The 23,359-nt window shown below is 68.0% G+C and carries 20 protein-coding genes; 5 read left to right on the plus strand and 15 right to left on the minus strand.

Annotation, left to right across the window (positions count from 1 at the left end; genetic code table 11):
• Positions 1–64: 64 nt before the first annotated feature.
• Together ACEN9N_RS15790 and ACEN9N_RS15795 are read right to left on the minus strand one after the other, a co-directional pair.
• The gene (locus ACEN9N_RS15790) at positions 65–868 is read right to left on the minus strand and encodes an IclR family transcriptional regulator (RefSeq protein ID WP_495653957.1); all 804 of its coding nucleotides are present in this window, start codon (positions 866–868) and stop codon (positions 65–67) included.
• 68 nt (positions 869–936) lie between these two features.
• Complete coding sequence (locus tag ACEN9N_RS15795; RefSeq protein WP_495653958.1) at positions 937–1,068, minus strand: hypothetical protein; 132 nt, start codon at positions 1,066–1,068, stop codon at positions 937–939.
• Here ACEN9N_RS15795 and ACEN9N_RS15800 point away from each other — a divergent pair.
• The 5 genes from ACEN9N_RS15800 to ACEN9N_RS15820 all read left to right on the plus strand — a co-directional run bounded on the left by ACEN9N_RS15800 (position 1,067) and on the right by ACEN9N_RS15820 (position 5,191).
• A complete protein-coding gene (locus ACEN9N_RS15800; protein WP_007832784.1) occupies positions 1,067–1,834 on the plus strand; it encodes an ABC transporter substrate-binding protein in 768 nt (255 codons plus the stop codon). The two genes, ACEN9N_RS15795 and ACEN9N_RS15800, sit on opposite strands and share 2 nt — an antisense overlap.
• 166 nt (positions 1,835–2,000) lie before the next feature.
• Positions 2,001–2,672: an ectoine/hydroxyectoine ABC transporter permease subunit EhuD gene (gene ehuD / locus ACEN9N_RS15805; protein ID WP_495653959.1), complete on the plus strand. Its 672-nt coding sequence runs from the start codon at positions 2,001–2,003 to the stop codon at positions 2,670–2,672.
• Positions 2,669–3,430, plus strand: a complete 762-nt coding sequence (locus ACEN9N_RS15810) for an amino acid ABC transporter ATP-binding protein (RefSeq protein ID WP_495653960.1) — start codon at positions 2,669–2,671, stop codon at positions 3,428–3,430. The genes ehuD and ACEN9N_RS15810 overlap by 4 nt, the downstream gene beginning before the upstream one ends.
• Complete coding sequence (locus ACEN9N_RS15815) at positions 3,427–4,710, plus strand: NAD(P)/FAD-dependent oxidoreductase (protein ID WP_495653961.1); 1,284 nt, start codon at positions 3,427–3,429, stop codon at positions 4,708–4,710. The genes ACEN9N_RS15810 and ACEN9N_RS15815 overlap by 4 nt, the downstream gene beginning before the upstream one ends.
• An 88-nt stretch (positions 4,711–4,798) precedes the next feature.
• Positions 4,799–5,191, plus strand: coding sequence for a nuclear transport factor 2 family protein (locus tag ACEN9N_RS15820; RefSeq protein ID WP_007832776.1), 393 nt, complete (start codon positions 4,799–4,801; stop codon positions 5,189–5,191).
• A gap of 150 nt (positions 5,192–5,341) precedes the next feature.
• Here ACEN9N_RS15820 and ACEN9N_RS15825 read toward each other — a convergent pair whose 3' ends face one another.
• From ACEN9N_RS15825 to ACEN9N_RS15885, 13 genes are all read right to left on the minus strand, one after another.
• The gene (locus ACEN9N_RS15825; RefSeq protein WP_007832770.1) at positions 5,342–5,713 is read right to left on the minus strand and encodes a hypothetical protein; all 372 of its coding nucleotides are present in this window, start codon (positions 5,711–5,713) and stop codon (positions 5,342–5,344) included.
• A 132-nt stretch (positions 5,714–5,845) separates the two neighbouring features.
• Positions 5,846–6,502, minus strand: coding sequence for a RhiA family protein (locus ACEN9N_RS15830; RefSeq protein WP_007832767.1), 657 nt, complete (start codon positions 6,500–6,502; stop codon positions 5,846–5,848).
• Between the two features lie 104 nt (positions 6,503–6,606).
• Positions 6,607–7,545: an FHA domain-containing protein gene (locus ACEN9N_RS15835; protein WP_413314609.1), complete on the minus strand. Its 939-nt coding sequence runs from the start codon at positions 7,543–7,545 to the stop codon at positions 6,607–6,609.
• Positions 7,546–7,567: 22 nt separating this feature from the next.
• Entirely contained in the window at positions 7,568–9,214 is a 1,647-nt protein-coding gene (locus tag ACEN9N_RS15840) for a TOMM precursor leader peptide-binding protein (RefSeq protein ID WP_495653962.1), read from the minus strand.
• A gap of 479 nt (positions 9,215–9,693) precedes the next feature.
• Positions 9,694–10,524, minus strand: coding sequence for a class I SAM-dependent methyltransferase (locus ACEN9N_RS15845; protein WP_495656391.1), 831 nt, complete (start codon positions 10,522–10,524; stop codon positions 9,694–9,696).
• Between the two features lie 19 nt (positions 10,525–10,543).
• Complete coding sequence (locus tag ACEN9N_RS15850) at positions 10,544–11,338, minus strand: BMA_0021/BMA_0022 family TOMM bacteriocin (RefSeq protein WP_007832759.1); 795 nt, start codon at positions 11,336–11,338, stop codon at positions 10,544–10,546.
• A gap of 18 nt (positions 11,339–11,356) precedes the next feature.
• Complete coding sequence (locus tag ACEN9N_RS15855) at positions 11,357–15,385, minus strand: TOMM system kinase/cyclase fusion protein (RefSeq protein ID WP_007832758.1); 4,029 nt, start codon at positions 15,383–15,385, stop codon at positions 11,357–11,359.
• Positions 15,386–15,700: 315 nt separating this feature from the next.
• Positions 15,701–16,873 (minus strand): BMP family ABC transporter substrate-binding protein, encoded by a 1,173-nt coding sequence (locus ACEN9N_RS15860; protein ID WP_007839101.1) that lies wholly within the window; start codon positions 16,871–16,873, stop codon positions 15,701–15,703.
• A gap of 47 nt (positions 16,874–16,920) precedes the next feature.
• The gene (locus tag ACEN9N_RS15865; protein WP_413314613.1) at positions 16,921–17,841 is read right to left on the minus strand and encodes an ABC transporter permease; all 921 of its coding nucleotides are present in this window, start codon (positions 17,839–17,841) and stop codon (positions 16,921–16,923) included.
• A 165-nt stretch (positions 17,842–18,006) separates the two neighbouring features.
• Positions 18,007–19,152 (minus strand): ABC transporter permease, encoded by a 1,146-nt coding sequence (locus tag ACEN9N_RS15870; protein ID WP_413314614.1) that lies wholly within the window; start codon positions 19,150–19,152, stop codon positions 18,007–18,009.
• A complete protein-coding gene (locus ACEN9N_RS15875; protein WP_007838605.1) occupies positions 19,145–20,659 on the minus strand; it encodes an ABC transporter ATP-binding protein in 1,515 nt (504 codons plus the stop codon). Before ACEN9N_RS15875 ends, ACEN9N_RS15870 begins: the two co-directional genes overlap by 8 nt.
• 111 nt (positions 20,660–20,770) lie before the next feature.
• Positions 20,771–22,171: an NCS2 family permease gene (locus ACEN9N_RS15880; protein ID WP_007838606.1), complete on the minus strand. Its 1,401-nt coding sequence runs from the start codon at positions 22,169–22,171 to the stop codon at positions 20,771–20,773.
• A gap of 78 nt (positions 22,172–22,249) precedes the next feature.
• Positions 22,250–23,251, minus strand: coding sequence for a LysR family transcriptional regulator (locus ACEN9N_RS15885; protein WP_495653963.1), 1,002 nt, complete (start codon positions 23,249–23,251; stop codon positions 22,250–22,252).
• Positions 23,252–23,359: the final 108 nt, after the last annotated feature.

Here is a 23,359-nt window from a genome sequence, read left to right on the forward strand (position 1 = left end):
GTTGTGATCCCGCACAGCATAAGGGCAGCCACCTGCCGGCGCGATGTCTGAAACCGTATAGGTGTCAGTCGATGCTGCGCGCCGAGCTGGTGAGCGAGCGCGCGCACAGCAGCAGCGTGGGCGCCAGCTTGCGCACCGCCTCCTCCAGCGTCCAGCGGCTGGTGGGCGCGACGACGTGCACCGAGGCCACCGGCCTACCCTGCGCGCCCAGCACGGGCGCGGCGATGGTCATGTCGCCGAGAAAGAGCTCCTCGGCATTGGTGGCGAAGCCCTGCTGCCGCGTCTGGCGCAGCTCTTCCAGGATCTCGTCCACGCCGGTGCGGGTGTGCATGGTGTGGGCCACGCGGTCGGAGGCTTCGATGAGCGCGCGTGCCTCGTCCTCGGGCAGCGCGCTGAGGAAGGCGCGCCCCGAAGCCGTGCAGTACATCGGAATGCGGCTGCCGATGGGCATGTGCACCGGCACGAACTGCGCGCTGACGAAGCGCGCCACGTAGACCATGTCCAGCCCGTCGGGCTCGGTGAGGCAGGAGGTTTCGGTCGTCACCTTGGTGAGTTCCGACAGGAAGGGGTTGGCCACGTCGATCAGCGAGTGCGCCGCGAGGTAGTTGAAGCCGATCTCCATGACCCTGGGCGTGAGCTGGTAGCGCCGCGTCTTCGGGTGCTTGCGCACGTAGCCCAGCTTCTCGAGCGTGAAGACCATGCGCTGCGCCGAACTCTTGGTGATGTCGGTGGCCTCGGCCACGTCGGCCAGCGTCATGGTGCGGCGCCGGGCGCTGAAGGCGCGCAGCACGGCCAGGCCCTTCTCCAGCGACTGATTGAAAAGCAGGCTCTGGCCGTCTTCGGGGGCTGTGTCGGGTGTGGCGTCCATGGCGGTGGAGTATATCCACATTCCTTTGAAATATCGAATATCGATATCTTAAACTCGACTAGTGGTTTCTATTTATTGTTTATAGATTCAAAAGAATCGATTATTGGCACGCATGTTGCATCGCGCTGCCCAGCATCACCTTTCTTTCCCGCCTCTCTTCTTCTTTCTTCAACTTCCCTTGCTTCGAGGAGTGCTCCCATGAATCGCATCGTTCGCCGCCTTCATCGCCTGGCCCTGGGTCTTTGCATCGCCGGCGCCGCCTCGCTGGCGGCCGCGCAGGGCGCCGCGCCCACCTACAACGTGGGCGCCACGGCCACCGGCGTGCCCTTCACCTTCCTGGACGTGAAGACCAACAGCATCCAGGGAATGATGGTCGACACCGTCACCGCCGTGGGCAAGGCCGGCGGCTTCGGCGTCAACGTGCAGCAGACAGTGTTCTCGGCGTTGATCCCCTCGCTCACCGCACGCAAGATCGACATCGTCTCGGCCGCCATGCTGAAGACGCCGGCACGCCAGGAGGTGGTCGACTTCAGCGACCCGGTCTACTCGTACGGCGAAGGCCTGATCGTCAAGGCCGACGACGCCCGCGCATACGTCTCGCTCGACGAGCTCAAGGGCGAGGTGGTGGGCGCGCAGGTCGGCACGGTGTTCCTCGACATGCTGAACAAGAAGGGCATCTTCAAGGAAGTGCGCAGCTACGACTCGGTGGCCGACATGACGCGCGACCTCTCGCTCGGGCGCATCAAGGCGGGCCTCGGCGACCAGCCCATCATGGCCTACCAGATCCGCCAGAACACCTTCCCCGGCGTGAAGCTGGTCGACAGCTACAAGGCCGTGAACGTGGGCGATGTCTGCCTGGTCGTGCGCAAGGGCGACACCGAGACGCTGGCACGCATCAACAAGGCGATCGCCGCCATCAAGGCCGACGGCACCCTGGCGAAGATCGTCCAGAAGTGGGGGATCTGATGCACACCCCCAGGCTTCGCGCACTTCGTGTCGCTGCGCCAACCCCCTTGCAGGGGGCAACACCTGCGGCCCGGCAAAGCCGGTTCCGCGGTGTTCCCCGAATGGGCCTGACTACGTCGGCCGGTCGATTCGACGTGCCGCGCACCGCGCACCAGGACTGATGCAGATGGCTGCTCCCACCTTCCTCCAGCACGCGCAGGACTTTCTGCCGATCCTCCTGCAGGGTGCCGTGGTCACCGTGCAGGTGACGGTGCTCTCCTTCCTGCTGAGCAGCGTGCTCGGCCTCGGGCTCGCGCTGATGAAGCTCTCGCCGGTGCGCGCGCTCTCGTGGGCCGCCACGGTGATCGTCAACGTGATCCGCGGGCTGCCGATCATCGTGCAGCTCTTCTACATCTACTTCGTGCTGCCGGAGTTCGGTGTGCAGCTCACGGCCTTCCAGGCCGGCGTGATCGGGCTGGGCATCGCCTACTCGGCCTACCAGGCCGAGAACTTCCGCGCCGGCATCGAGGCGGTCGATCCGGGCCAGCGCGAGGCGGCGCAGGCCATGGGCATGCGCTCGGCGCTGATCATGCGGCGGGTGATATTGCCGCAGGCCTTCCGCATCGCGCTGCCGCCCTACGGCAACACGCTGGTGATGATGCTGAAGGACTCCTCGCTGGTCTCGACCATCACGGTGGCCGAGATGACGCGCGCGGGCCAGCTCATCGCCTCGTCGACCTTCCAGAACATGACGGTCTATACGCTGGTCGCCCTCCTCTACCTGCTGATGAGCCTGCCGCTGGTCTGGGGCCTGCGTCGGCTCGAGAAGCGCTTCGCCGCCGGGAGGAAGCAGCCATGATCCACGTCGAGGGACTCGAGAAGCGCTTCGGCGCGCACCGCGTGCTGCAGGGCGTGAGCCTGCACGTGGACAAGGGCGAAGTGGTGTGCCTGATCGGCCCGTCGGGCTCGGGCAAGTCGACCGTGCTTCGCTGCATCAATGCGCTGGAGTCGTACGAGGGCGGCGAGATCCGCGCCTTCGGCGAGCGCGTGGACCGCAACGCACCGGACATCCACCGGCTGCGCAGCCGCATGGGCATGGTGTTCCAGCGCTTCAACCTGTTTCCGCACCGCACCGTGCTGGAGAACGTGATGGAAGGCCCCGTCTACGTGCTGCGCCAGAACGCTGCGCGGGCGCGCGAGGAAGCGATGGCGCTGCTGGCCAAGGTCGGGCTGGCCGAGAAGGCGCAGGCCTGGCCGGCACAGCTCTCGGGCGGGCAGCAGCAGCGCGTGGCGATCGCCCGCGCGCTCGCGATGAAGCCCGAGGCCATGCTGTTCGACGAGCCTACGTCGGCGCTCGACCCCGAACTGGTCGGCGACGTGCTCGGCGTGATGCGTGCGCTGGCCGACGAGGGCATGACGATGATCGTGGTCACGCACGAGATGGGCTTCGCCCGCGAGGTGGCCGACCGCGTGTGCTTCCTGCACAGCGGCAGCATCGTCGAGGAAGGTCCGTCCGCGCAGGTGCTGGGCGCGCCGCGCCATGCGCGTACGCAGGACTTCCTGCGGCGCGTGCTGCATCCTTCCGGTGCGGCCGGCTCCGGGGAGGTGCGCGCATGAGCGCAGCCAGTGCCATGCCGCCATCGCTCTGGGCCGCCACCGCGCCGCCCGCCGCGCCGACGCCGCCGCTCGCCGAATCGCGCAAGGCCGACGTGCTGATCGTGGGCGGCGGCTTCACCGGCCTGTCTGCCGCGCTGCACCTGGCCGAGGCCGGCGTGCAGGTGTGCGTGCTCGAGGCACATGAGCCCGGCTGGGGTGCCTCGGGGCGCAACGGCGGGCAGGTGAACCCGACGCTCAAGCACGACCCCGACGAGCTCGTGCGGCTGTACGGCGCCGAGCGCGCCGAGCCGCTGATCGATGCGGTTTCGGGCTCGGCCGACCTGGTGTTCGACCTGATCGCGCGCCACGGCATCGACTGCCAGCCGGTGCGCAACGGCTGGCTGCAGGTTTCCTATTCGGAGAAGGACGTGGCCGGCCTGCATGCGCGCGCCGAACAATGGGCCAGGCGCGGCGTGAACACGCTGCCGCTCGACCGCGCGGCCGTCGCGGCGCGGCTGGGCACCGATACCTTCGCCGGCGGCTGGCTCGACGGCCGCGCCGGCGGCATCCAGCCGCTGGCCTACACGCGCGGGCTGGTGCGCGCCGCGCAGGGCCTGGGCGTTGCCGTGCACGGCGGCACCGAGGTCACGGCGCTGGAGCGGCGCGGCTCGCACTGGCATGCGAGCACGTCGACGGGCGCCAGCGTCACCGCGGAGCAAGTCGTCATAGCGACCAACGGCTACACGGGCGCGCTATGGCCCGGGCTGAAGCGCACGGTGCTGGCGGCCAACAGCTTCATCGTGGCCACCGAGCCGCTGAAGGGCGCGGCGGCCGACGCGATCCTGCCGCGCGGCGAAACCGCCTCGACCTCGCAGCGCCTGCTGCTCTACTTCCGCAAGGACGCGCAGGGCCGCCTGCTGATGGGCGGGCGCGGCCATTTCGCCGACCCGGGCGGTCCCGCCGATTTCGCGCACCTGGAGCGCTCGCTGGAGCTACTGTTCCCGCAGCTCGGGCCGCTGCGCTACGAGTACCGCTGGGCCGGCCGAATCGCCGTCACGCGCGACTTCATGCCGCACGTGCACACGCCGGCGCCGGGCATGACGATCGCGCTGGGCTACAACGGCCGGGGCATCGCGCTGGCCACGAGCATGGGCAAGCACTTGGCTGCGCGGCTCGTGGATGCGGGCGCGGATTTTCCGTACCCGGTGACGCCGATCCAGCCGATCCCGCTGCATGGCCTGCAGCGCTTCTACGTGGCCGGGGGCGTGGCCTGGTACAGCCTGCTCGACCGGCTGGCCTGACGAGTCGCCCAGGTGCCCGGGATGTCTTGCCATGTCGCACGCCTGTGCGTCAAATGCCGGGCATCCTACTCACCTCTTCAGGAGACACATGCCGATCGACACCCTCGCCACCTGGCACCGGCTCGTCAAGGAACGCGATGTGGCGGGGCTCGATGCCCTGCTCGACGACGAGGCCGTCTTCCATTCGCCGGTGGTGCACACGCCCCAGGTGGGCAAACGCATCACGCAGAAGTACCTGGCGGCGGCATTCCAGGTGTTCTTCAACGAGAGCTTCCGCTATGTGCGCGAGCTCAGGTCAGAGCACGATGCGGTGCTCGAATTCGCGCTCGAGCTGGACGGCATCCAGATCAATGGCGTCGACATGATGAAGTGGAACGACGCAGGCAGGATCACCGAGTTCAAGGTGATGCTGCGCCCGCTGAAGGCCGTGAACCTGATCCACCAGAAGATGGCGGCACAGCTCCAGCCCCCGCAATCCTGACAGCGCCAATGCGCCCGGCACGCCACGGCGTTCGAACCGGCGCGTCCCCTTCGCGAGACACCGCGGAACCGGCTCCGCCGGGCCGCAGGTGTCGCCCCCGGCGAGGGGGTTGGCGCAGCGACACGAAGTGCGCGTAGCCTGGGGGAGTATTTATTCAGCGACGACGTGCAGGCTGCCCTGCACGCTGTACGCCCGCACGCACATCCGGGTCAACTGCACGAGAAACCGAAACACGGCCGGCTCGCTCAGGCAATCCGGGGTGATCGCCATGATGTCCTTGCGGAACTCCATCAGCCCGTTGCCGGACATCGCCATCTCGGCGGAGGTGCCGTAGTAGTGCTTCCAGAAGTCCTGCAGCGGGCCGCGCTTCACCTCGTCGATCACCAGCGTATAGCCGCGCTCCCAGACCTCCTCGTCCATGGCCAGGCAATCGACGTTGGGGTCCTGCAGACGGGCGCCTGGGGGCACCAGGAACACGCGCCGCGTCGCTACCCGCTCAACGGCGGCTTGCTGTGGGCGCATTGCCTGACTCCGCAAGCTCGATTGAAGCGGCTGGCGAGGTGCAAGAATCGGTGAAGGTGTGTTCTGCAGCATGGCGTGTGCTTCTCATGATGGGTGTCCTCGAGGAAACCAGGAGGTGTGACAGCTGAAAATTCAAACCGCGAGCAGCCGCAGGCGGCTCGCGTTGGAATGGGCCAGGCTCTTTGGCGGGTCCCAGGTTCCATTGGCGTTCAATGTGGTGGTCAGCGCGTAGACGCCGGCCGGATACGGCAACTCGAGTGGGTTGTTGATCGCGCTGACGTCGATCACATCGCCTTCCTCGTAGTCGCCATAGGCGATGAAGTAGCGGGGGCGCGGCGAGAAGGCCAGGTTCTGGTTGGGGCGTGCCTGCGCCGCATACACCGTGCTGCCTCCCATGGTCACGCCCACGGCAGCCGCGGACCTGCCCGGGACGCTGGCCGACTCGGCGAGATAGAACCGCGACCGATCGGGTCCCGGGATCGGGTTCACGAACCGGTAGGCACGGTCGTAGTCGAGCGTGATCTTGTTGTTCAGGCCAGTCGCGTCGTAGGTTTCCGTGGCGGTGAACTGGGTGCCGGGCTGCAGTTCGCCAGTTTCAGCCCAGGAGAAGCCGGTGTCGACGCTCCACTGGAACTTGACGCGCGAACTCGGGCCCGGGTTCGAGAACTCGGCGAACCAGGCCAGCGACAGCGCATTCGGCGCCCATTGCGTCGGGTCGTTCTGGAACACCATGAAATAAGCCGAATGACTCGCATGGTTGTTGACCGTGACTGAATAGATCATCCCCATGGCAACTCTCTTCCGGAAGTGATGGATCAGGCGGTTGGTGCCGCAACGGCACCGAGCTGGACCTCACTCTAGGGATCGCGGGTGGAGAATGAAATTACAGGCGATTACACGCGCTGTGCGCCACCCTGGATCTCGAAGGGATAGTTGCCGAGGCGCACGTTCCCGCGCCGTCGCTCGACCAGCGGCGGCTCGGCCAGCCGGGGCGCCAATGCATTGAGGATCTGGTGCTTCGCCCTGAAGATCTGGATGTTCACGTACGAAGGCTCCACGCCCAGCATGCGCGAGAGTTCGTCCAGCCCGATCCAGCCCTGGCTCTGCGGCGCAACGCCTTTTTGCGCGTCCTGCTGCCGCACGCGGGCGAGCGTGACGAGGGTGTAGTGATGAATGCGTTCGCCGAGCGACACCGATTTGCCGTCCGCCACCAGGCTCAGGCTCGTGTGCTCCTCGTTCTGGCTGACATTGAAGTGCAGCGAAACCTCCGCCGAGGCCGGCGCCGAGGCTGCGATCGGGTTCTCGGAAGTGGACGCCAGGTCGTCGCCCAGCACGAACTCCCACGTGCTGCCCGAGGTGCGGACCACGGTGCCATCGCTGAGGTACTCGATGCCGCCGATGTGCTCGAGCATCCATTTGCCTTCGTGGAAATACACGTTCACTTCAGGCTGCTGCTCATCCGGCAGCAGGTTTTCGCGGAGGTTCAGCACCACGGCGGCGCCGCGCCCCTCGTTCGGAAAAAGGCAGGTGGCCGGCGGCGCGAGGTCGTCCGCGATCCAGACCGTTTCATCGCCCACGCCCATGCGGACTTCGGCGCCCGCGGGCAAGACGGTCCAGCGGCCGCCCGGCAGGCGCTCGCCGTTCAATGTGGTGCCGTTGCGGCTCTGGTCGACGATCTCCCATGCGCGGCTGTTCCATCGGACAAGCGCATGGACCTGTGACACGTCCGGCGCCTTCAGCACCGTCTGGCATGCCGAGGCGCGGCGGCCGAAGGCATGCACGGGCCGCAGCATGGTGGCGCGCCCGTCGAGCTTGTTCCTGAAAATAGCCATCGGTGCATTCTCTCTCGCGAGGTCAGACGTAGAGCGCCTGTGGATTGAGGTCGCCCTCGCTCATCGGAGTGTCGCGCCATCCCATGGCGACAGGCACCCTGTACAGGCGCGGGTTGCCCAGCTCCGGCCAGATGTGGCACAGGCCGGGCACGATCACCTTCACCGTGCACAGCGGGATGTCGGGGCGCGTGTGGTCGAGGACGATGGTCTCCAGGCCGAGGGCAGCGGCAATGCCGACGCAGCGCTTGATTTCTTCCGCGATATCCGTCTGCGCGGCCGGCGCCGGCACGGCGTCGCTCACCTTCGACGGCATGAGAAAGCCGGCGCGCTGCATTGCAAAGGTCTTGCCGGCCACGATCAGCTGGCTCATTTCCGTGAGCGCGCGTTCGCAGGCCAGCGCGCGGTCGGTGCTGCAGCCGAAGCCGATGGCCCACTCGCCCGTTTGCCCGTGCCGGCCGACGGCAACCGCCACCGGGATGCCGAAGTCATGGGTGATGTCGAGCACCCAGCGCTCCCACTCCGGGCCGCAGGTGCGCTCGATGCGCAGGCGGATTTCGGCGCACAGGCCACCGAGGTCGATGGCCGGCCTGCGGATTTCGCCGTACCACCAGATGGCTGCGGCATCGCGCTCCACCAGTTCGAGAAAGCCCTGCAGGATGGCTTCCTCGCGCGTGTTCCCGGCGGCGCATCCGTTCGATGTCCAGCTGACGTGGCACTGGCTTGGCACCGGCGCATTCGCGAAGCAGAAAGCCAGCGGGAGGTAGCAGCGGGCATCGGAAGTCAGCGACCAGGCGGGCGTCCACCATGCGGGCTGACCCAGAGCTGCGGACGAGTTCGCCACCGCGTGCGGTGGCTTCTCCGTGTCGAACCGCGCGCGTTGCCGATCGCTGAACAGCGCCAGCGCCTGCGGCTGGACGCAGCGCGCGTCGAGGTCGGCGGCGAGCGCAACGACCGAGGCCTCGTCGCCCTGGTAGAAGGCGGCGTGGCGTTCGACCGCCTCGCACAAAGCGCTGGCACGGGACTGCGCCATCGACATGCCTTTGCCGAGGCAGACCTGGGTCAGCGGGCCGGGCAGCGCGTCGCCGCCGGCCGGTGCAGTCCTGAAGATCTCGCTGCGATAGACCGTCAGCGCATCGTCGGATTCGGCGTTGAGCGGCCGCACCTGCGCGATCGCGCCGCACAGCGGACTGACGTGGCGCGCGAGCCGCTCCACCGTGGCCGAGGCAGGCACCGTGCGCCAGCCGCCATCGCGCCGGGCGATGGGCAGGCCAGGCGCCAGCGCGATGCGTTCGCGTTGCCGCTGCGCCATGAGACCCGGCGTTCCGCACTGCGGGCACTGGGGACGGCCGAAGACGAAATGCGGCTGCGGCGAATCCAGCGTGCGCACCTGCGCATCGGCGTGCGCAACGAGTTGCCTGGCGATGGGGAGCAGTCGATCGAGGCGGTCGCCGACAAGCCCGTCGCCGGCGCGCACGGGCGGGCCGATGACCATGCCGCCGTGGCGGTCGTGCCACCAGGCGCGCGCCGGCCGGTTCCCGAGCCACCGATGCGCGAAGCAATGCCAGCAGGGGCCGGCCGGCTTCCCGCGCGGGAAGCCGGCCGGCCATGGCCTGTTCGCCGGTCGGCTTGACCAGCAGCCATGGACGCCCCGAAGCGCGCTGCTGCGCATCGATCACGCCGAGCCGCGGGTCCAGGCAGTCGTCGCAGAACACGAGGGTGAGGCCAGCGCTGCCCGCCTCGGCGATCGCCAGCCCCCAGCGCCGTGCCGCGCCGTCGTTCACGGCCTGCGACAGCAGGACGAAATCGACGTGATCGGAGACGGCCGCACGCGCGGGTTCCACCGAGAAATCGGGCACGAGGTACGGCTCGCCGCCGTCCGTCGCGGCGGGTCGCACGAGCCCCTGGCGCGCCAATGCTTCGAGCGCATGCAGCATTTCCGCGAGCGGCGCGGCCGCGCCTTCGCTGCGGCAATAAGCCGCGAGGCTGACACGCTCGCGCAGCACGCGCTCGAGGGCCATGACGCCCGGCGAGCCGAGCACGAGCAGTTCGCTTTCGCTCAACAGCAGCAGGTTGTCCTTCAGCACGACCGGCGGCAGGTGCTTCTCGTGCCACCGGAAAACGTCGCCGAAGAAATCCGGTGCCGCGGCGCTACGCATCGTCTTGCGGGCCCAGCGCAAGGCGCACGACGGCATAGGGCCAGGCGCCTGTCGCGGCCTGGAACGCCGCTTCGAACAGCCGATGCTGTTCGGAGAATTGCGCATAGATGTGGTCTTCGGACAGCACCCGCATCGACGGATGCAGACGCGCGATCTGCACGGCGTCTTCGAAGCCCGACACCACCGGCAGCCGCATGCCGCCCACCGCCATGGGCTGGCGCGCGAGCACCGGGTGCACATGGTCGAGCACGACGGTGCACGGCGTCGCGCCGTGCTCGAAGCGCCCGGCCAAGCGGCACAGCAGGGCCTCCAGCGGCGCCTGCGGCAGGTAGGGGCAGACGCCCTCCAGCATCGCGAGCACGGGCCGCTCGCCGGGCAGGCTGGCGGCGTCGAGCCACGCGTCGTCGAGGATCGAGCAGGCGAGGTCGGTCTCGCCTTCGCCGCGCGCCATGTGCTGCGCCCGCAGGCCGATGGCGTCCGGCAGGTCGATGTTCAGCCAGCGGGAACCTGCCGCCACGGCCGCCCCGAGCCGGCTGCGCCGCGTGCAAAGCCCCGCGCCCAGCGTGATGCACAGGCCCCCCGGATGGATTGCGAGGAATTCGGCCGCGAAACGGTCGAACAGTGCGGCGCGCAGGACCACGCTCCTGACGAATGCCGCGTCCATCGCATAGGCCGAGAGGTCGAAGGGCAACGAGGCCGCGATGCGCTGCGCCTCGGGGTCGGAGAACGCCTGCGCATCGCCGCGCAGGCGGCTGGCCTCGGCGCGCGCGGCCAGTGTCAGCAGGAGCGTGGCCGTGGCGCCTTGCAGCGCGCCAGCGGCCAGCCCCCGATCGACCGCGGACTCAGCAGGTGAAGGGATAGGGGTCGCCCGTGTTGTTGTACGAGGTGAGCGCGATCGCCCGCATGCCCTCTTCCACCGGCGCGTTCGGGTAGTTGAGGAGGAGGCCGTTCTTGATCGGCGAGCCGTCGGCATTCTCCAGGTTCCATTCGCCGCGCGCCGTGTCCCACGTGAAGGCGGAATTGGTCGTGAACAGGATCTTGAAATTGAACGGATTGTTGTAGCCCAGCCATTGGCTCAGCACCGGCGCCTTGTCGGTGTCGGGGTCGCGCGTCAGGTCGAAAAGGAACTCCGGCGATTGCCATGCGAGCGCGATCGCGCGCAGCACCAGGCCACCGAACGCCAGCAGAGAACCTTCGCCGCCGCCGGGGATGCCAAGGCCCGTGGGCAGCGCGGCTTTCATCAGGCCGGCGGTGGACGCTTCGGGCGCCTCGAAGGCGACGGCGCCGCCCATGAAGTTCGGGAACACCTGGTAGTAGGCGGCCAGCGCCTCCGCGGCATGCGAGGAAGGCGCCTGCGGCAGCACGATGATGAAGGAATCGTCGGGGCCGACCCAGCCAGAAGTCAGCATCGGCTTCCATTCGGCGCGCATGTCCGGATCCGGATTCTGGAAGAGCCTGATGTCGACTTGCGGCCACATCGTCGGCAGGCCGAAGTCGCGGCGCAGCATGGGCTGAATGTCCTGCTGGTCGAGCAGTTCGCGGCGGTAGGCATCGTCCTGCCACGATCGGGCAACGCCTCGAAGATAGGCAAGGCGGAATTCGAGCAGCGGTTCGGCGCTTTGGCGTTGAGGGGTCATGGTCACTTCATCCTTGGTTCAAGAAACAAATGCATGCAGGGGCATGCGTGCAGACAACTCCGATCGCAGGCCGGCCAGCTCCTCCAGGCGTGCGGCCACGTCGCGGCCTTCAGGCGCCAGTGCCTGCAACGCCGCCAGGGCCTCGTACTCGGTCCTGTGCTTGGCCCCCTCGCGCGCCACTTCGGCGGCCTGCGCGAAGCAGGCGGCCACCGCCGCGCGCTCACCGCCGGCGGCCTGCAGGTAGCGGGCCTTCTGCAGATGGAGCTCGGACCTGTAGAGCCCTTCCTTGAGCTCGTCCGCCATGCGCAGGCACTCGTCGATGCGCTCGAGCGCTTCGCTCCAGCGCTGGTTGGCGGCCAGCGTGTCCGCGGCGAAGGCACGGTAGTAGGTCTGGCAATAGCGGCAGCCCATGCCCCACAGCGCCTGCACCCAGGCGTCGGCTTGCGCGATGCTGTCGACGTCGCCGGTGGCCCAGCAGCGGATGATTTCCGCATACCCCTGGAACGCCGGCAGGCCATAGCGCGCGGTGATGCCGAGCAGTTCGCCCGTGCTAACCAGCGCCCGCGCCTTGTCGTTGCGGGCCTGGTGGCCCAGGCTCTGGTACAGCAGGGCCATGCTCAGCGACGGAATGTGCGACATCTCCCGCGCCCACCGGACGGCATTCGCGGCGTCGGTGCGGGCGGCCGCGTCGTGGCCCGCGAACCAGCGCACCAGCGCGCGCCCCGTGGTGGCCCATACGCGGGTGTCGAAGCCGAAGTCGGCAGCATGGTGCGCGTGCGCTTCGGGGCTGTAGCGCTCGATGGCGTCGGTCAGCGACTGCTCGCCGAGTTCGAACTGGCCGTCGGAATAGTGCGCGAGCCCAAGATAAGTCTGTGCCGCCACGAACACGCCCTGGTCCTGCTGCTGCACGGCATGGTCGAGCAACCGCTGGCTCAGCCGCTGCACCTCGGCGCGGTTGCTCGCGACGTGGTGGAAGGTGATCAGCGTCCACAGGTGCTGCACCTGCTTCTCGCGGGGCACGCTGTCGTCGAGCAGTTCCTGCGACAGGGCGATGCGGTCCACCACCTGCGCATGCGCCCAGCCGTACTTGTTCATCATCGCCTGCGTGACGTAGCTGTTCACGTCGAGGCGCGCCTCGCGCTGCGCGGCGCCATCCAGGCGCGCCATCCAGCCGTCGATGTGCTGGGCGTAGGAAATGGTTTCGTCGTTCAGCGAGCGATGCTGGGTAATGCGCAGCTGCTGCACCGCCAGCGCCATGGCCTGCGCGTGCTCGCCGGCATCCGCCCAGTGCTGGGCCACGCTGCCCGGCTCGTCCGCCACGCGCTGCGGCTGGCTGTCCAGCAGCGTCTGCGCCACGTTGCGGTGCTGCTGCTGGCGCTGCGCGACGAGCATGCACTCGTAGGCGGTGTCGCGGATCAGCGCGTGGCGGAAGATAAAGGCGCCCGGCGGCCCGGCCGGCGCCACGAGCCCCGCGTCGAGCAGCACGGCCATGTCCTTGTCCATGGCTTCGGGGAGCTTGCCCGAACAGGCGCACAGCAGCTCGGCATCGAACTGGCGCCCGATGGTGGCGGCCAGCTGCAGCAGGCCCTTGACGGGGCCCAGCCGGTCGAAGCGACTGACCAGCGAGTCGCGCAGCGTGACCGGAATGGCCGCTGGCTGCGCGGTGTCCTTGAAGACCCAGACGCCGTCCTTCTCCACCAGGTAGGCGTCGAGCAGCATGCGCGCCATTTCCTGGATGAACAGCGGCACGCCGTCGGTGCGCGCGACCACGTTGTCGATCACCTGCGGCGCGGCGATTCTCGGCGCCAGCGCCTGCCGGGCCAGTTCGGCCGCCTGCGCGTCTTCCAGACGGCGCACCTCGATGCACGCCGCCTGCAGTTCCGGCGGCTTCTCCCATTCCGGCCGCGCGGTCAACACCAGCAGCACGCGCCGCTGCGGCAGCTGCGCGACCAGCTGCTCGAGAAACTCGATGCTCGTGGGGTCGGCCCAATGTACGTCCTCGAGCAGGAGCAGCAGCGGCGCCGCCTCGGCCATGTGCAACAGCCACTGCGCGATCGACTGCAGCAACAGCGCCTTCTGCATCGGGGGAGACATCTGGCTGGGCGCGCTGTCGCCCAGCGGCAGGGAAAGCCATGCGCAGAAGATCGGCAGCACCGCCTCGCCGTCGCAGCCGGCCGCATGCAGGGCCTCGCGCAACCGCTCCCGCCGGGCGTCCGGCGTGGCGGCGTCGGGCGCGGCGTCGAGCCGCTGGCGCAGCAGCGCCAGGAACGGCGTCAGCGCGTTGTTCTGGCTTTCGGGCTGGCACTGCGCACTGACGGTCTGCCACCCTTCCTGCGCCACCTGCTCGCGCAGCATGTCGGCGAGACACGACTTGCCGATGCCGGGCTCGCCGCGAATCCACACCGCGCCGCCTTGGCCTTGCCGGGCCTGGGCCCACGCCGCGCGCAGCTGTTGCAGTTCCGGCTCGCGGCCAATGCACGCCTCGTGCAGTGCCTGTTCCGCCGACTCGTGCAGCATGGACGCCTGCCGCTTGCTGCTGAGGCAATAGGTCTGGATGCCGCCGGACTGCCCCGGCAGGGCCACGCTGCCGGCCTTGTCGAAGCGCGCATGGCGCCCCAGCAGCCGGTAGCTGCTTTCGCTTGCCAGCAGCGTCCCGGTTTCGGCAACGCCCTCGAGCCGCACCGCGACATTGACGGCATGGCCCGACGGGATTTCTCCGGCGGCCACCACCGCCATGCCGGTGTGCATGCCCATGCGGATACCCAGATGAACGCCGTGCGCCTGCTCGATGGCGGCCGAGCGCTGGCGGCTCAACGCAATCAGCTCCAGCGCCGTCATGCCGGCCTGCCGCGCGTCGGTGTCGCTGGCATGCGGATAGCCGAACAGCACGATCATCCGGTCGCCCAGCGTGCCCGCCAGCAATCCGCCGCGCCGCGTGGCGGTCTCCGCGAACAGGGAGAGCTCGTTGCGCTGCAGCAGCTCCAGTTTTTCGATGTCCGAGGGCAAGGCATCGTCGGCGCCCTCGGCGTCGGCGTCCGGCCAGACCGAGACGCTGCAGCACAGCACCGTGAGCTGGCGCTTCTCGGAAAAGCCGCGCGTCGTCACCACGGTATGGGCCAGCGCCTCGTCCTGCGCCTGCTTGGCCGAGCGCAGCACGCCCACGAGGTCGTCCAGCCGCAGGCGCCCGAGTTCGGCCAGCAGCGTGGCCGCGGAATCGCAGCGGTCGGCGGCCTTCTTCCTCAATGCCTGCCGCAGCACGGACGCCACCGGATGGCTGGCGATTTCCGAGGGCAGCGGCACTTCCTGCGGGCTCAGTTGCTGATGAAGAATCTCCGCCGCCGATGCGCCGCGGATGGCGGGCACGCCGGTCAGGCATTCGATGAACATCAGGCCCCAGGCATACAGATCGGACTTGACGCCGGGTGGCTCGCCGCGCAGCTGCTCGGGTGCGCTGTAGGCCGGCGTGCCCAGGGACTCTTCCGTCATCGTGAGCGTCAGGAATTCGGCGCCCCTGTTCGTGGGTATGACGGTGCTGATGCCGAAGTCCAGCACCTTCGCATGCGGGACGGCGCCGGTGAACGTGACCATCACGTTGTCCGGCTTCAGGTCGCGATGCACGATGCCCGCGGCATGCGCGCAGTCCAGCGCATCCAGCACTTCCGCCATGAGGTGGGCGGTTTCGGGGGCCGTCAAAGCGCCCTTGCGCCGGATCAGGCTGGTGAGCGTTTCTCCCGGCACGTACTCGAAGACGCCATAGACGCAGGCGCCCTGCTCGCCCTTGTCGAGCAGCTGAACGATGTGCGGATGGTGCAGCGCGGCGCAGAGCTTGGTCTCGCGGTGGAAACGCGCAACGCGCTGGCTGCCGACCTGCAGCTTGACGACCTTGATGGCGACCACGGTGCCCGTGCGCTGCTGCAGCGCACGATAGACGGTGCCGTAGCCGCCTGCGCCCAGTTCCTCCAGCAGGTCGTAGCCCGGAATCTCCAGCGATTCCGGCAATTGCGGTTGCAACGCTGTGTACGTGGGGTTGGTGGCGGCATCCTGCATTTCAGCCTCGTCGTGATGGAACGTTGATGGTCCTCCGGGACTTGCCTCGGCCGCGTCCCGCGCTGCGACGGTACGCAATAGTGACACTAATTGTTACTGTAGCGGACACAAGGACTTTTCAGGTAGGCAACACTCCAAAAAAAGAAAACCCGCAACAAGTGCGGGTTGTTAGAACTTTTCGGTGTATATGCTGCCGCCCGGCGCAGCCCGGGCTCCTTCGCGAACACCGCGGAACCGGCTTTGCCGGGCCGCTGGTGTTGCCCCCGGTAGGGGGAAGGCGTAGCGACACGAAGTGCGCGCAGCCTGGGGGCGAGCTTATTTCTTCTCGCCGCCCGGCACCTTGCCTTCGACGCCCTTGACGTAGAAGTTCACGCCCGAGAGGAACTTGTCGTCGGCCACCGCGTCCTTGGCGACCAGTTCCTTGCCGTCCTGGCCGAGGATCGGGCCCTTCCAGATCACGAAGCTGCCGTCCTTCAGGCCCTTCTTCACTGCCTCGACCTTGGCCTTGGTTTCGGCCGGCACGTCATCGGCGATCGACACGAGGTCGATGGCACCTTCCTTCACGCCCCACCAGCTCTGGCCGGTGGTCCACTTGCCGTCCAGGGCTTCCTGGGTGGCCTTGATGTAGTACGGGGCCCAGTTGATGGTGGCCGAGGCCAGGTGGGCCTTGGGACCGTAGGCGGTCATGTCGGAGTCCCAGCCGAAGGCGCGCTTGCCTTTCTCTTGCGCGGTCTTGAGCACGGCCGGCGAGTCGGTGTTCTGGAACAGCACGTCGGCGCCGCCGTTGATGAGGGCGGTGGCGGCTTCGGTTTCCTTGGGCGGGCTGAACCACTCGTTGACCCACACGACCTTGGTCGTGATCTTCGGGTTGACCGACTGCGCGCCCAGCGTGAAGCTGTTGATGTTGCGCAGCACTTCGGGGATCGGCACCGAACCGACCACGCCCAGCGTGTTGCTCTTGGTCATGGCGCCGGCGATCACGCCGGCCATGTACGCGCCCTCGTACGTGCGGCTGTCGTAGGTGCGCATGTTGTCGGAGGTCTTGTAGCCGGTGGCGTGCTCGAACTTCACGTCCTTGCTGTCTGCCGCGACCTTGAGCATCGGCTCCATGTAGCCGAAGGTGGTGCCGAAGATCAGCTTGTTGCCCTGGCTCACCATGTCGCGGAACACGCGCTCGGCGTCGGCGCCCTCGGGCACGCTTTCGACGAAGGTGGTCTTGATCTTGTCGCCGAATTCCTTTTCGAGCGCCTTGCGCGCGTTGTCGTGCGCGAAGGTCCAGCCGCCGTCGCCCACGGGTCCGACATAGGCGAATGCGATGTTCAGCGGCGCTGCCGGAGCCGGTGCGGCAGCGGCGGGTGCCGGGGCCGGCGCGGGCGCTGGGGCCGGTGCTGCCGCTTCTTCTTTCTTGCCGCAGCCGATCAGGGCCGCCGAAGCGACCGCCGTGAGGGCGGCCAGCTTGAGCAGGGAGCGCTTGTTCAGATCATTCATTGTCGGAAATCCTCAAAAGGACAGGTTGGCGGAAAAACGAAACACGATTATGAGCCGGGGTAGAACGGTTTCCCGATGGAGGCCGGCATGTTGGCGCGGATGAATGCCGGGTTGCGCGAGATCAGCGCCAGCACCACGATGGGCGCGATGTACTGCAGCATGCTGAGGAACTGCGCCGGCACGTCGACGCCGCTGCTCTGCAGGTGAAAGCCCAGCATCGACACGCCGCCGAACAGGTAGGCGCCCAGCAGCACGCGCACCGGCCGCCAGGTGGCGAAGGTGGTGAGCGCCAGCGCGATCCAGCCGCGCCCTGCCACCATGCCCTCGACCCATAGCGGCGTGTACACGGTCGACAGATACGCGCCCGCCAGCCCGCACAACGCGCCGCCCGCGATCACCGCCATGAAGCGGATGCGCCGCACCGGGTAGCCCAGCGCATGCGCCGACTCGGGCGACTCGCCGACCGAGCGCAGCACCAGGCCGGCACGCGTGCGGTAGAGAAACCAGATCAGCGCGACGGTCAGCACCACCGCGAAGTACACCATCGGGTGGTGGCGGAACAGCGCCGGGCCGACGAGCGGGATGTCGCCCAGCACGGGGATGGCGTAGCTCACGCTCGCGGGCAGCTTGGCCTGCACGAAGTTGATGCCGGCAAAGGCCGAGAAGCCAACGCCGAACAGGCTGAGCGCGAGGCCGGTCGCGTACTGGTTGGTGTTGAGCCAGATCACCAGCACGCCGAAGAAGGCCGAGAGCAGCGCCCCGGCCGCCATGCCGGCGAGGAAGCCGAGCCAGGGGTTGTGCGTGGTGACCACCGTCGCGAAGCCCGCGATGGCGGCGCAGAGCATCAGGCCCTCGGCGCCGAGGTTGACGACGCCGGCCTTCTCGTTGATCAACAGGCCCAGCGCCGCGATGGCGAGGACCGTTCCGGCGCTCAGGGTGGAGCCCAGGAGGAGTGCGTAACTGTCCATTCAATTGCTCCGGCGCGGGTTGCTTGTGTTCGAGGGCTGATGTTCGGGGCGCTGTCGCTCAGGGCGCGTGCACAGGACACCGGGTACTCCCCTGCGCGAATGTCCCCCGCCGGCGTGAGCGCCCCACGACACACGCGGCACTCGAATCGAAGCGAAGGCCTTCATTCAAAGTGCTCCTTCGTTCGGTCGCGCGACAGGCGCAGTGAGCGGTGTGCTCGCCTGCAGCGAACTCGTCGTCAAGCCCGCAGCCTTGACAGCCGCCTTGCGGCGAATGCGATAGGCAATGAGCGTGTCGCAGGCCAGCAGCGTGAACAGCAGCAGGCCCTGGAACACACCGGTGAGCGACTTGGGCAAGCCGAGCCGCGACTGCGCCAGCTCGCCGCCGATGTAGAACATGCTCATGAGGAGGGCCGAGAAGATCATGCCCACCGGATGCAGCCGCCCGACGAAGGCCACGATGATCGCCGCGAAGCCATAGCCCGCCGGCACATAGGGCGTGAGCTGGCCGAGCGGCCCCGCCACTTCGAGCGCACCAGCGAGGCCAGCCGCGCCGCCCGAGGTCAGCAGCGCGATCCACACCGCGCGCCGCGCCGAGAAGCCCGCGTAGCGCGAGGCCGCCGGCGCCAGCCCGCCGACCTGCTGCGCAAAGCCCGCGCGCGTGCGGAACAGGAACACCCACAGCGCCCCCGCGCCCACCAGCGCGATGACCAGCCCGATGCTCACGCGCGAGCCCTTGAACAGGCGCGGGATCTGCGTGACCGCCTCGAAGGTCTTGGTCTGCGGGAAGTTGTAGCCGTTCGGATCTTTCCACGGCCCGTAGACCATGTAGCCCAGCAGCAGCGTCGCCACGTAGACCAGCATCAGGCTCACCAGGATCTCGTTGGCGTTGCACTTGTCGCGCAGGAACGCGACGATGCCCGCCCACACCATGCCGCCGAGGACGCCCGCGACCAGGATGGCGGCCACGATCCACTGCCCCGTGCTCTTGTCGGCCAGCAGCGCCACGCCACCGGCCGCAATGGCGCCGAACACGAACTGCCCTTCGGCGCCGATGTTCCACACGTTCGAGCGGAAGCACACGGCCAGCCCCAGCGCAATGATCAGCAGCGGCGTGGCCTTGACCATCAGCTCGCCGATGGCATAGCCGCTCTTGATGGGTTCGTAGAAGAACACCAGCAGGCCCTTGACCGGGTCCTTGCCGAGCGCCGCGAACAGCGCCACGCCGATCAGCACGGTGATCGCCAGCGCCAATATCGGCGAGGCATAGCTCCAGAAGCGCGAAAGCTCCGGACGGGGTTCGAGCTTAAACATGGGCCGCCTCCTTCTTCCACAGGCCGCTCATCCATTCGCCGATCTGCGGCAGCGTCGCGGCCGCGCGGTCGATGGAGGGCGACAGCCGGCCCTTGGCGATCACGTGCAGCCGGTCGCAGATGTTGAACAGCTCGTCGAGCTCCTCGCTGATCACCAGCACCGCACAGCCGGCATCGCGCAGCGCGAGGATCTCGGCATGGATCAGCGCGGCCGCGCCCACGTCCACGCCCCAGGTCGGCTGCGAGACGATGAAGAGCTTCGGGTTGGCGTCGATCTCGCGCCCGACGATGAATTTCTGCAGGTTGCCGCCCGACAGCGACCGCGCCGCCGCGCGAGGGCCTCCTGCCTTGACCTTGAAGCGCTCGATGATGGCTTTCGCCTGCCGCTCGAGCGCGCCGGTGCGGATCCATCCGCCCCGGCCCACCGCATCGCCGCGCGTGAGCAGCAGGTTGTGCGCGAGCCCCAGCGTGGGCACCGCCCCGCGGCCCAGCCGTTCCTCGGGCACGAAGTGCAGGCCGAGCGCGCGCCGCGCGCGCGGGCGCAGCCGGCCGGCGGGCTGGTCGAACACCCGGACCATCGGCGCCTCGGCGCGCACGTCCTCGCCCGACAGCGTGTAGAGCAGCTCCTTCTGGCCGTTGCCGGAGACACCGGCGATGCCGACCACTTCACCCGCGCGAACCTCGAACGAAATGCCCTCGAGGTCCATGCCGAACTGGTCTTCGCGCGCCAGCGTCAGCCCCTGCACGCGCAGCGCCACCGCGCCCGCATGCACCGGCCGGTGCTGCAGCGGCGGCGGCTCGCTGCCGATCATCAGCCGCGACAGCGACTGGGTGCTTTCGTTCTGCGGATTGCACACGCCCGTGACCTTGCCGCCGCGCAGCACGGTGCAGGCGCTGCACAGCTCCTGGATCTCGTGCAGCTTGTGGCTGATGTAGAGAATGCTGCAGCCCTCGGAGGCCAGCTTGTTCAGCACGTGGAAGAGCTTGACCACCGCCTGCGGCGTCAGCACCGAGGTCGGCTCGTCGAGGATCAGCAGCTTGGGGTTGGTGAGCAGCGCGCGGATGATTTCGACCCGCTGCATCTCGCCCACCGACAGCGTGTGCACCGGCCGCGCCGGGTCGATGTCGAGCCCGTATTCGCCCGCCTTGGCCGTGATGCTGCGCGCCACCTCGGCCAGTTGCAGCGACTTGTCGAGTCCCAGCCAGACGTTCTCGGCCACCGTGAGCGTATCGAACAGGCTGAAGTGCTGGAACACCATGCTGATGCCCAGCGCCCTCGCCTGTTGCGGGTTGCGCAGGTTCACGGCCTGGCCGTCGAACATGACGGTTCCTTCGTCGGGCTTGACCGAGCCGTAGATGATCTTCATCAGGGTCGATTTGCCGGCGCCGTTCTCGCCGAGCACGGCGTGGATCTCGCCGGGCTGCACGGCCAGGGAAATGTCGCTGTTGGCGACCACCGCGGGATATCGTTTGGTGATGTTCGCCAGTTGGAGTCTTGGGGTTGTCATGCCGGGTTTCGTGGATTTTTGTCTCGTCAACAGCAACAAAGCGGAAACAGCTATCAGTTTAATAACGTCCCCGCGACCATCGGCGCCCGACGGCGCTTTGCTCAGTTCAAGTCAGTGTCCGCCGATATAGGCGAACTTGAACAGGAACACGGCGGCGATGACCCAGACCATCGCATGCACTTCCCGTGCCCGGCCGGTGCAGAGCTTCAGCACGGCGTATGTGATGAAGCCGAAGGCCAGGCCGTTGGCGATGGAGTAGGTGAAGGGCATCGTGAGCGCGGTGACGGCGGCCGGGATCACCTCGGTCGTGTCTTCCCAGTCGAGCTCGACCAGGTCGCGCAGCATCAGGCAGCCCACGAAGAGCAGCGCCGGCGCGGTGGCGTAGGCCGGCACAGATCCCGCGAGCGGCGAGATCATCAGGCAGGCCAGGAACAGCAGCGCCACCACCACGGCCGTGAGGCCGGTGCGTCCGCCCGCCTGCACGCCGGCCGCGCTCTCCACATAGGCCGTGGTGCTCGAGGTGCCGAGCAGCGAGCCCGCGAAGATCGCACCGCTGTCGGCCAGCAGCGCCTTGTTCATGCGCTCCATCTTGCCCGGCACCAGCAGGCCGGCGCGCTTGGCCACGCCCATCAGCGTGCCGGTGGCGTCGAACATCTCGACCAGGAAGAACACCAGCACCACGTTCAGGATGCCGCCCTTGAGCGCACCCAGGATGTCCAGCTGCATGAAGGTGGGCGCAATGGACGGCGGCGCGTCGAACACGCCGTGGAACTTGTTGCCGCCGAAGAAGAACGAGAGCACCGTCACCGTGACGATCCCGATCAGGATCGCGCCGCGCACCTTGAGCTTGTCGAGCGCCACGATGATGAGGAAGCCCAGCGTGGCCAGGATCACCGGCGCCGAGTGCAGGTCGCCCAGCGTGACGAAGGTGGCCGGCGAAGCCGCGACGACGCCAGCGCTCTTCAATGCGATGAGCGCCAGGAACATGCCGATGCCCACCGTGATCGCCGTTCGCAGCGACTGCGGTATGCCCTGTATGAACAGCTCCCGCAACCCCGTGACCGTGACGATCAGGAACAGGCAGCCCGAGATGAACACCGCGCCCAGCGCAACCTGCCACGTGTAGCCCATGCCGAGCACCACCACGTAGGCGAAGTAGGCATTCAGCCCCATGCCCGGCGCCATGGCGATCGGGTAGTTGGCGTACAGGCCCATGATCAGCGTGCCCAGCGCCGCAATGAGGCAGGTGGCCACGAAGACCGAGCCCTTCGGCATGCCCGCGTCGCCCAGGATCGAGGGGTTCACGAAGATGATGTAGGCCATCGTCAGGAAGGTGGTGAGCCCCGCGATGACTTCGGTGCGCACCGTGGTGTTGTGCGCGCTGAGCTTGAACACGCGTTCAAGCAGGCCCGGGCCGCTTGCACCGCTCACGGCCGCACGCGCACGCGCGGACTCGACATGCCCCGGCGTGCGGGGATCGGCGCCCTGCGGCGCCTGTTCGAACGTACTCATTTCGCTTGTCTCCAGCTGTTGTAGTGGCGGTTGCTTCATCGTTGCCCCGCTCACGACGCCGGCGCGAACGGGGATCTCTCAGGGATCGAAGGTTTCGGGCGCGGCGGGCAGGCGCGTTGCGGCGCTGGATACACCGGACAGGGCGGAAACCGTTGGACGCAGCGACGCCGCCACGTCCTTGATGCATTCGCGCAGCCAGCGCGCCGAGCTCGACGAATGGGTGCGTTCGTGCCAGAGCTGGTAGTACATGAGGCGCGGCAGCGCCACGGGGCAATCGAGAATCTTCAGCGGCAGCCGCGACGCGAAGCGCTCGCAGTACTGGCGCCCGGTGGTCAACACCAGCAAGCTCGAGGCCACCATGTCCGGGATGAGGCTGAAGTGCGCGCAGCGCGCCGTGATGTTGCGCTGCCGCCCCAGCTCGTCGAGCATCTGGTCGATGATGCCGCGCCCGCCCGGATGCATGGGCGTGGGCGCGATGTGCTCGGCCGCGAGCCAGGTCTCCAGGTCCCAGCCGCGGCGCACCGCCGGATGGTCCTTGTTGACCAGGGACACCACCTCGTCGCCGAAGAGCCGCGCCATGTGCAGGTCTTCCGGCGGCTTGAGCCAGTTGCCGATGACGAGGTCGACCTGGCCGAGCGCGAGGTGGCCGTGGTAGTCCGAGTCGGGTGTGAGCGCGTGGATCTCGATCTGGCACAGCGGTGCCTCGCGCTTCACGTGCGCCACCAGCATCGGCAGGAACAGCGGGTCCATGTAGTCGCTGGCCGCGATGCGGAAAGTGGTGGCCGCCGACTGCGGCTCGAAGCCGCGCGCGTCGGAGAACAGCATCTCGGCCGCACGCAGGATGCTGGCGGCCGGCTCGATCATGCGCAGCCCCGCATCGGTCGGCACCATGCCCGAGCCCGAGCGCACCAGCAGCGGGTCGCCCGACAGCTCGCGCAGGCGCTTCAGCGCGGCCGACACGGCCGGCTGGTACATGCCCAGCCGGATGGCGGCGCGCGAGACGCTGCGGTCGGTCAGCACGGTGTGAAGCACCCGGATCAGATGGAGATCGATCTTGTCGAAAAGTGCCTGGTCACGCATGTGACGTCCCCCCAGTCTTCGCGCACTTCGTGTCGCTTCGCCAACCCCCTGCCGGGGGCAACACCAGCGGCCCGGCAAAGCCGGTTCCGCGGTGTTTCGCGAAGGGGA

This window comes from Variovorax sp. Varisp46, assembly GCF_059491885.1.

Excerpts from the sequence above, each read along its gene's own strand:
- ACEN9N_RS15790 (WP_495653957.1), bottom strand. The coding sequence starts at position 868 with ATGGACGCCACACCCGACACAGCCCCCGAAGACGGCCAGAGCCTGCTT.
- ACEN9N_RS15800 (WP_007832784.1), top strand. The coding sequence starts at position 1,067 with ATGAATCGCATCGTTCGCCGCCTTCATCGCCTGGCCCTGGGTCTTTGC.
- ACEN9N_RS15795 (WP_495653958.1), bottom strand. The coding sequence starts at position 1,068 with ATGGGAGCACTCCTCGAAGCAAGGGAAGTTGAAGAAAGAAGAAGAGAG.
- ehuD (WP_495653959.1), top strand. The coding sequence starts at position 2,001 with ATGGCTGCTCCCACCTTCCTCCAGCACGCGCAGGACTTTCTGCCGATC.
- ACEN9N_RS15810 (WP_495653960.1), top strand. The coding sequence starts at position 2,669 with ATGATCCACGTCGAGGGACTCGAGAAGCGCTTCGGCGCGCACCGCGTG.
- ACEN9N_RS15815 (WP_495653961.1), top strand. The coding sequence starts at position 3,427 with ATGAGCGCAGCCAGTGCCATGCCGCCATCGCTCTGGGCCGCCACCGCG.
- ACEN9N_RS15820 (WP_007832776.1), top strand. The coding sequence starts at position 4,799 with ATGCCGATCGACACCCTCGCCACCTGGCACCGGCTCGTCAAGGAACGC.
- ACEN9N_RS15825 (WP_007832770.1), bottom strand. The coding sequence starts at position 5,713 with ATGCGCCCACAGCAAGCCGCCGTTGAGCGGGTAGCGACGCGGCGCGTG.
- ACEN9N_RS15830 (WP_007832767.1), bottom strand. The coding sequence starts at position 6,502 with ATGGGGATGATCTATTCAGTCACGGTCAACAACCATGCGAGTCATTCG.
- ACEN9N_RS15835 (WP_413314609.1), bottom strand. The coding sequence starts at position 7,545 with ATGGCTATTTTCAGGAACAAGCTCGACGGGCGCGCCACCATGCTGCGG.
- ACEN9N_RS15840 (WP_495653962.1), bottom strand. The coding sequence starts at position 9,214 with ATGCGCAGCAGCGCGCTTCGGGGCGTCCATGGCTGCTGGTCAAGCCGA.
- ACEN9N_RS15850 (WP_007832759.1), bottom strand. The coding sequence starts at position 11,338 with ATGACCCCTCAACGCCAAAGCGCCGAACCGCTGCTCGAATTCCGCCTT.
- ACEN9N_RS15855 (WP_007832758.1), bottom strand. The coding sequence starts at position 15,385 with ATGCAGGATGCCGCCACCAACCCCACGTACACAGCGTTGCAACCGCAA.
- ACEN9N_RS15860 (WP_007839101.1), bottom strand. The coding sequence starts at position 16,873 with ATGAATGATCTGAACAAGCGCTCCCTGCTCAAGCTGGCCGCCCTCACG.
- ACEN9N_RS15865 (WP_413314613.1), bottom strand. The coding sequence starts at position 17,841 with ATGGACAGTTACGCACTCCTCCTGGGCTCCACCCTGAGCGCCGGAACG.
- ACEN9N_RS15870 (WP_413314614.1), bottom strand. The coding sequence starts at position 19,152 with ATGTTTAAGCTCGAACCCCGTCCGGAGCTTTCGCGCTTCTGGAGCTAT.
- ACEN9N_RS15875 (WP_007838605.1), bottom strand. The coding sequence starts at position 20,659 with ATGACAACCCCAAGACTCCAACTGGCGAACATCACCAAACGATATCCC.
- ACEN9N_RS15880 (WP_007838606.1), bottom strand. The coding sequence starts at position 22,171 with ATGAGTACGTTCGAACAGGCGCCGCAGGGCGCCGATCCCCGCACGCCG.
- ACEN9N_RS15885 (WP_495653963.1), bottom strand. The coding sequence starts at position 23,251 with ATGCGTGACCAGGCACTTTTCGACAAGATCGATCTCCATCTGATCCGG.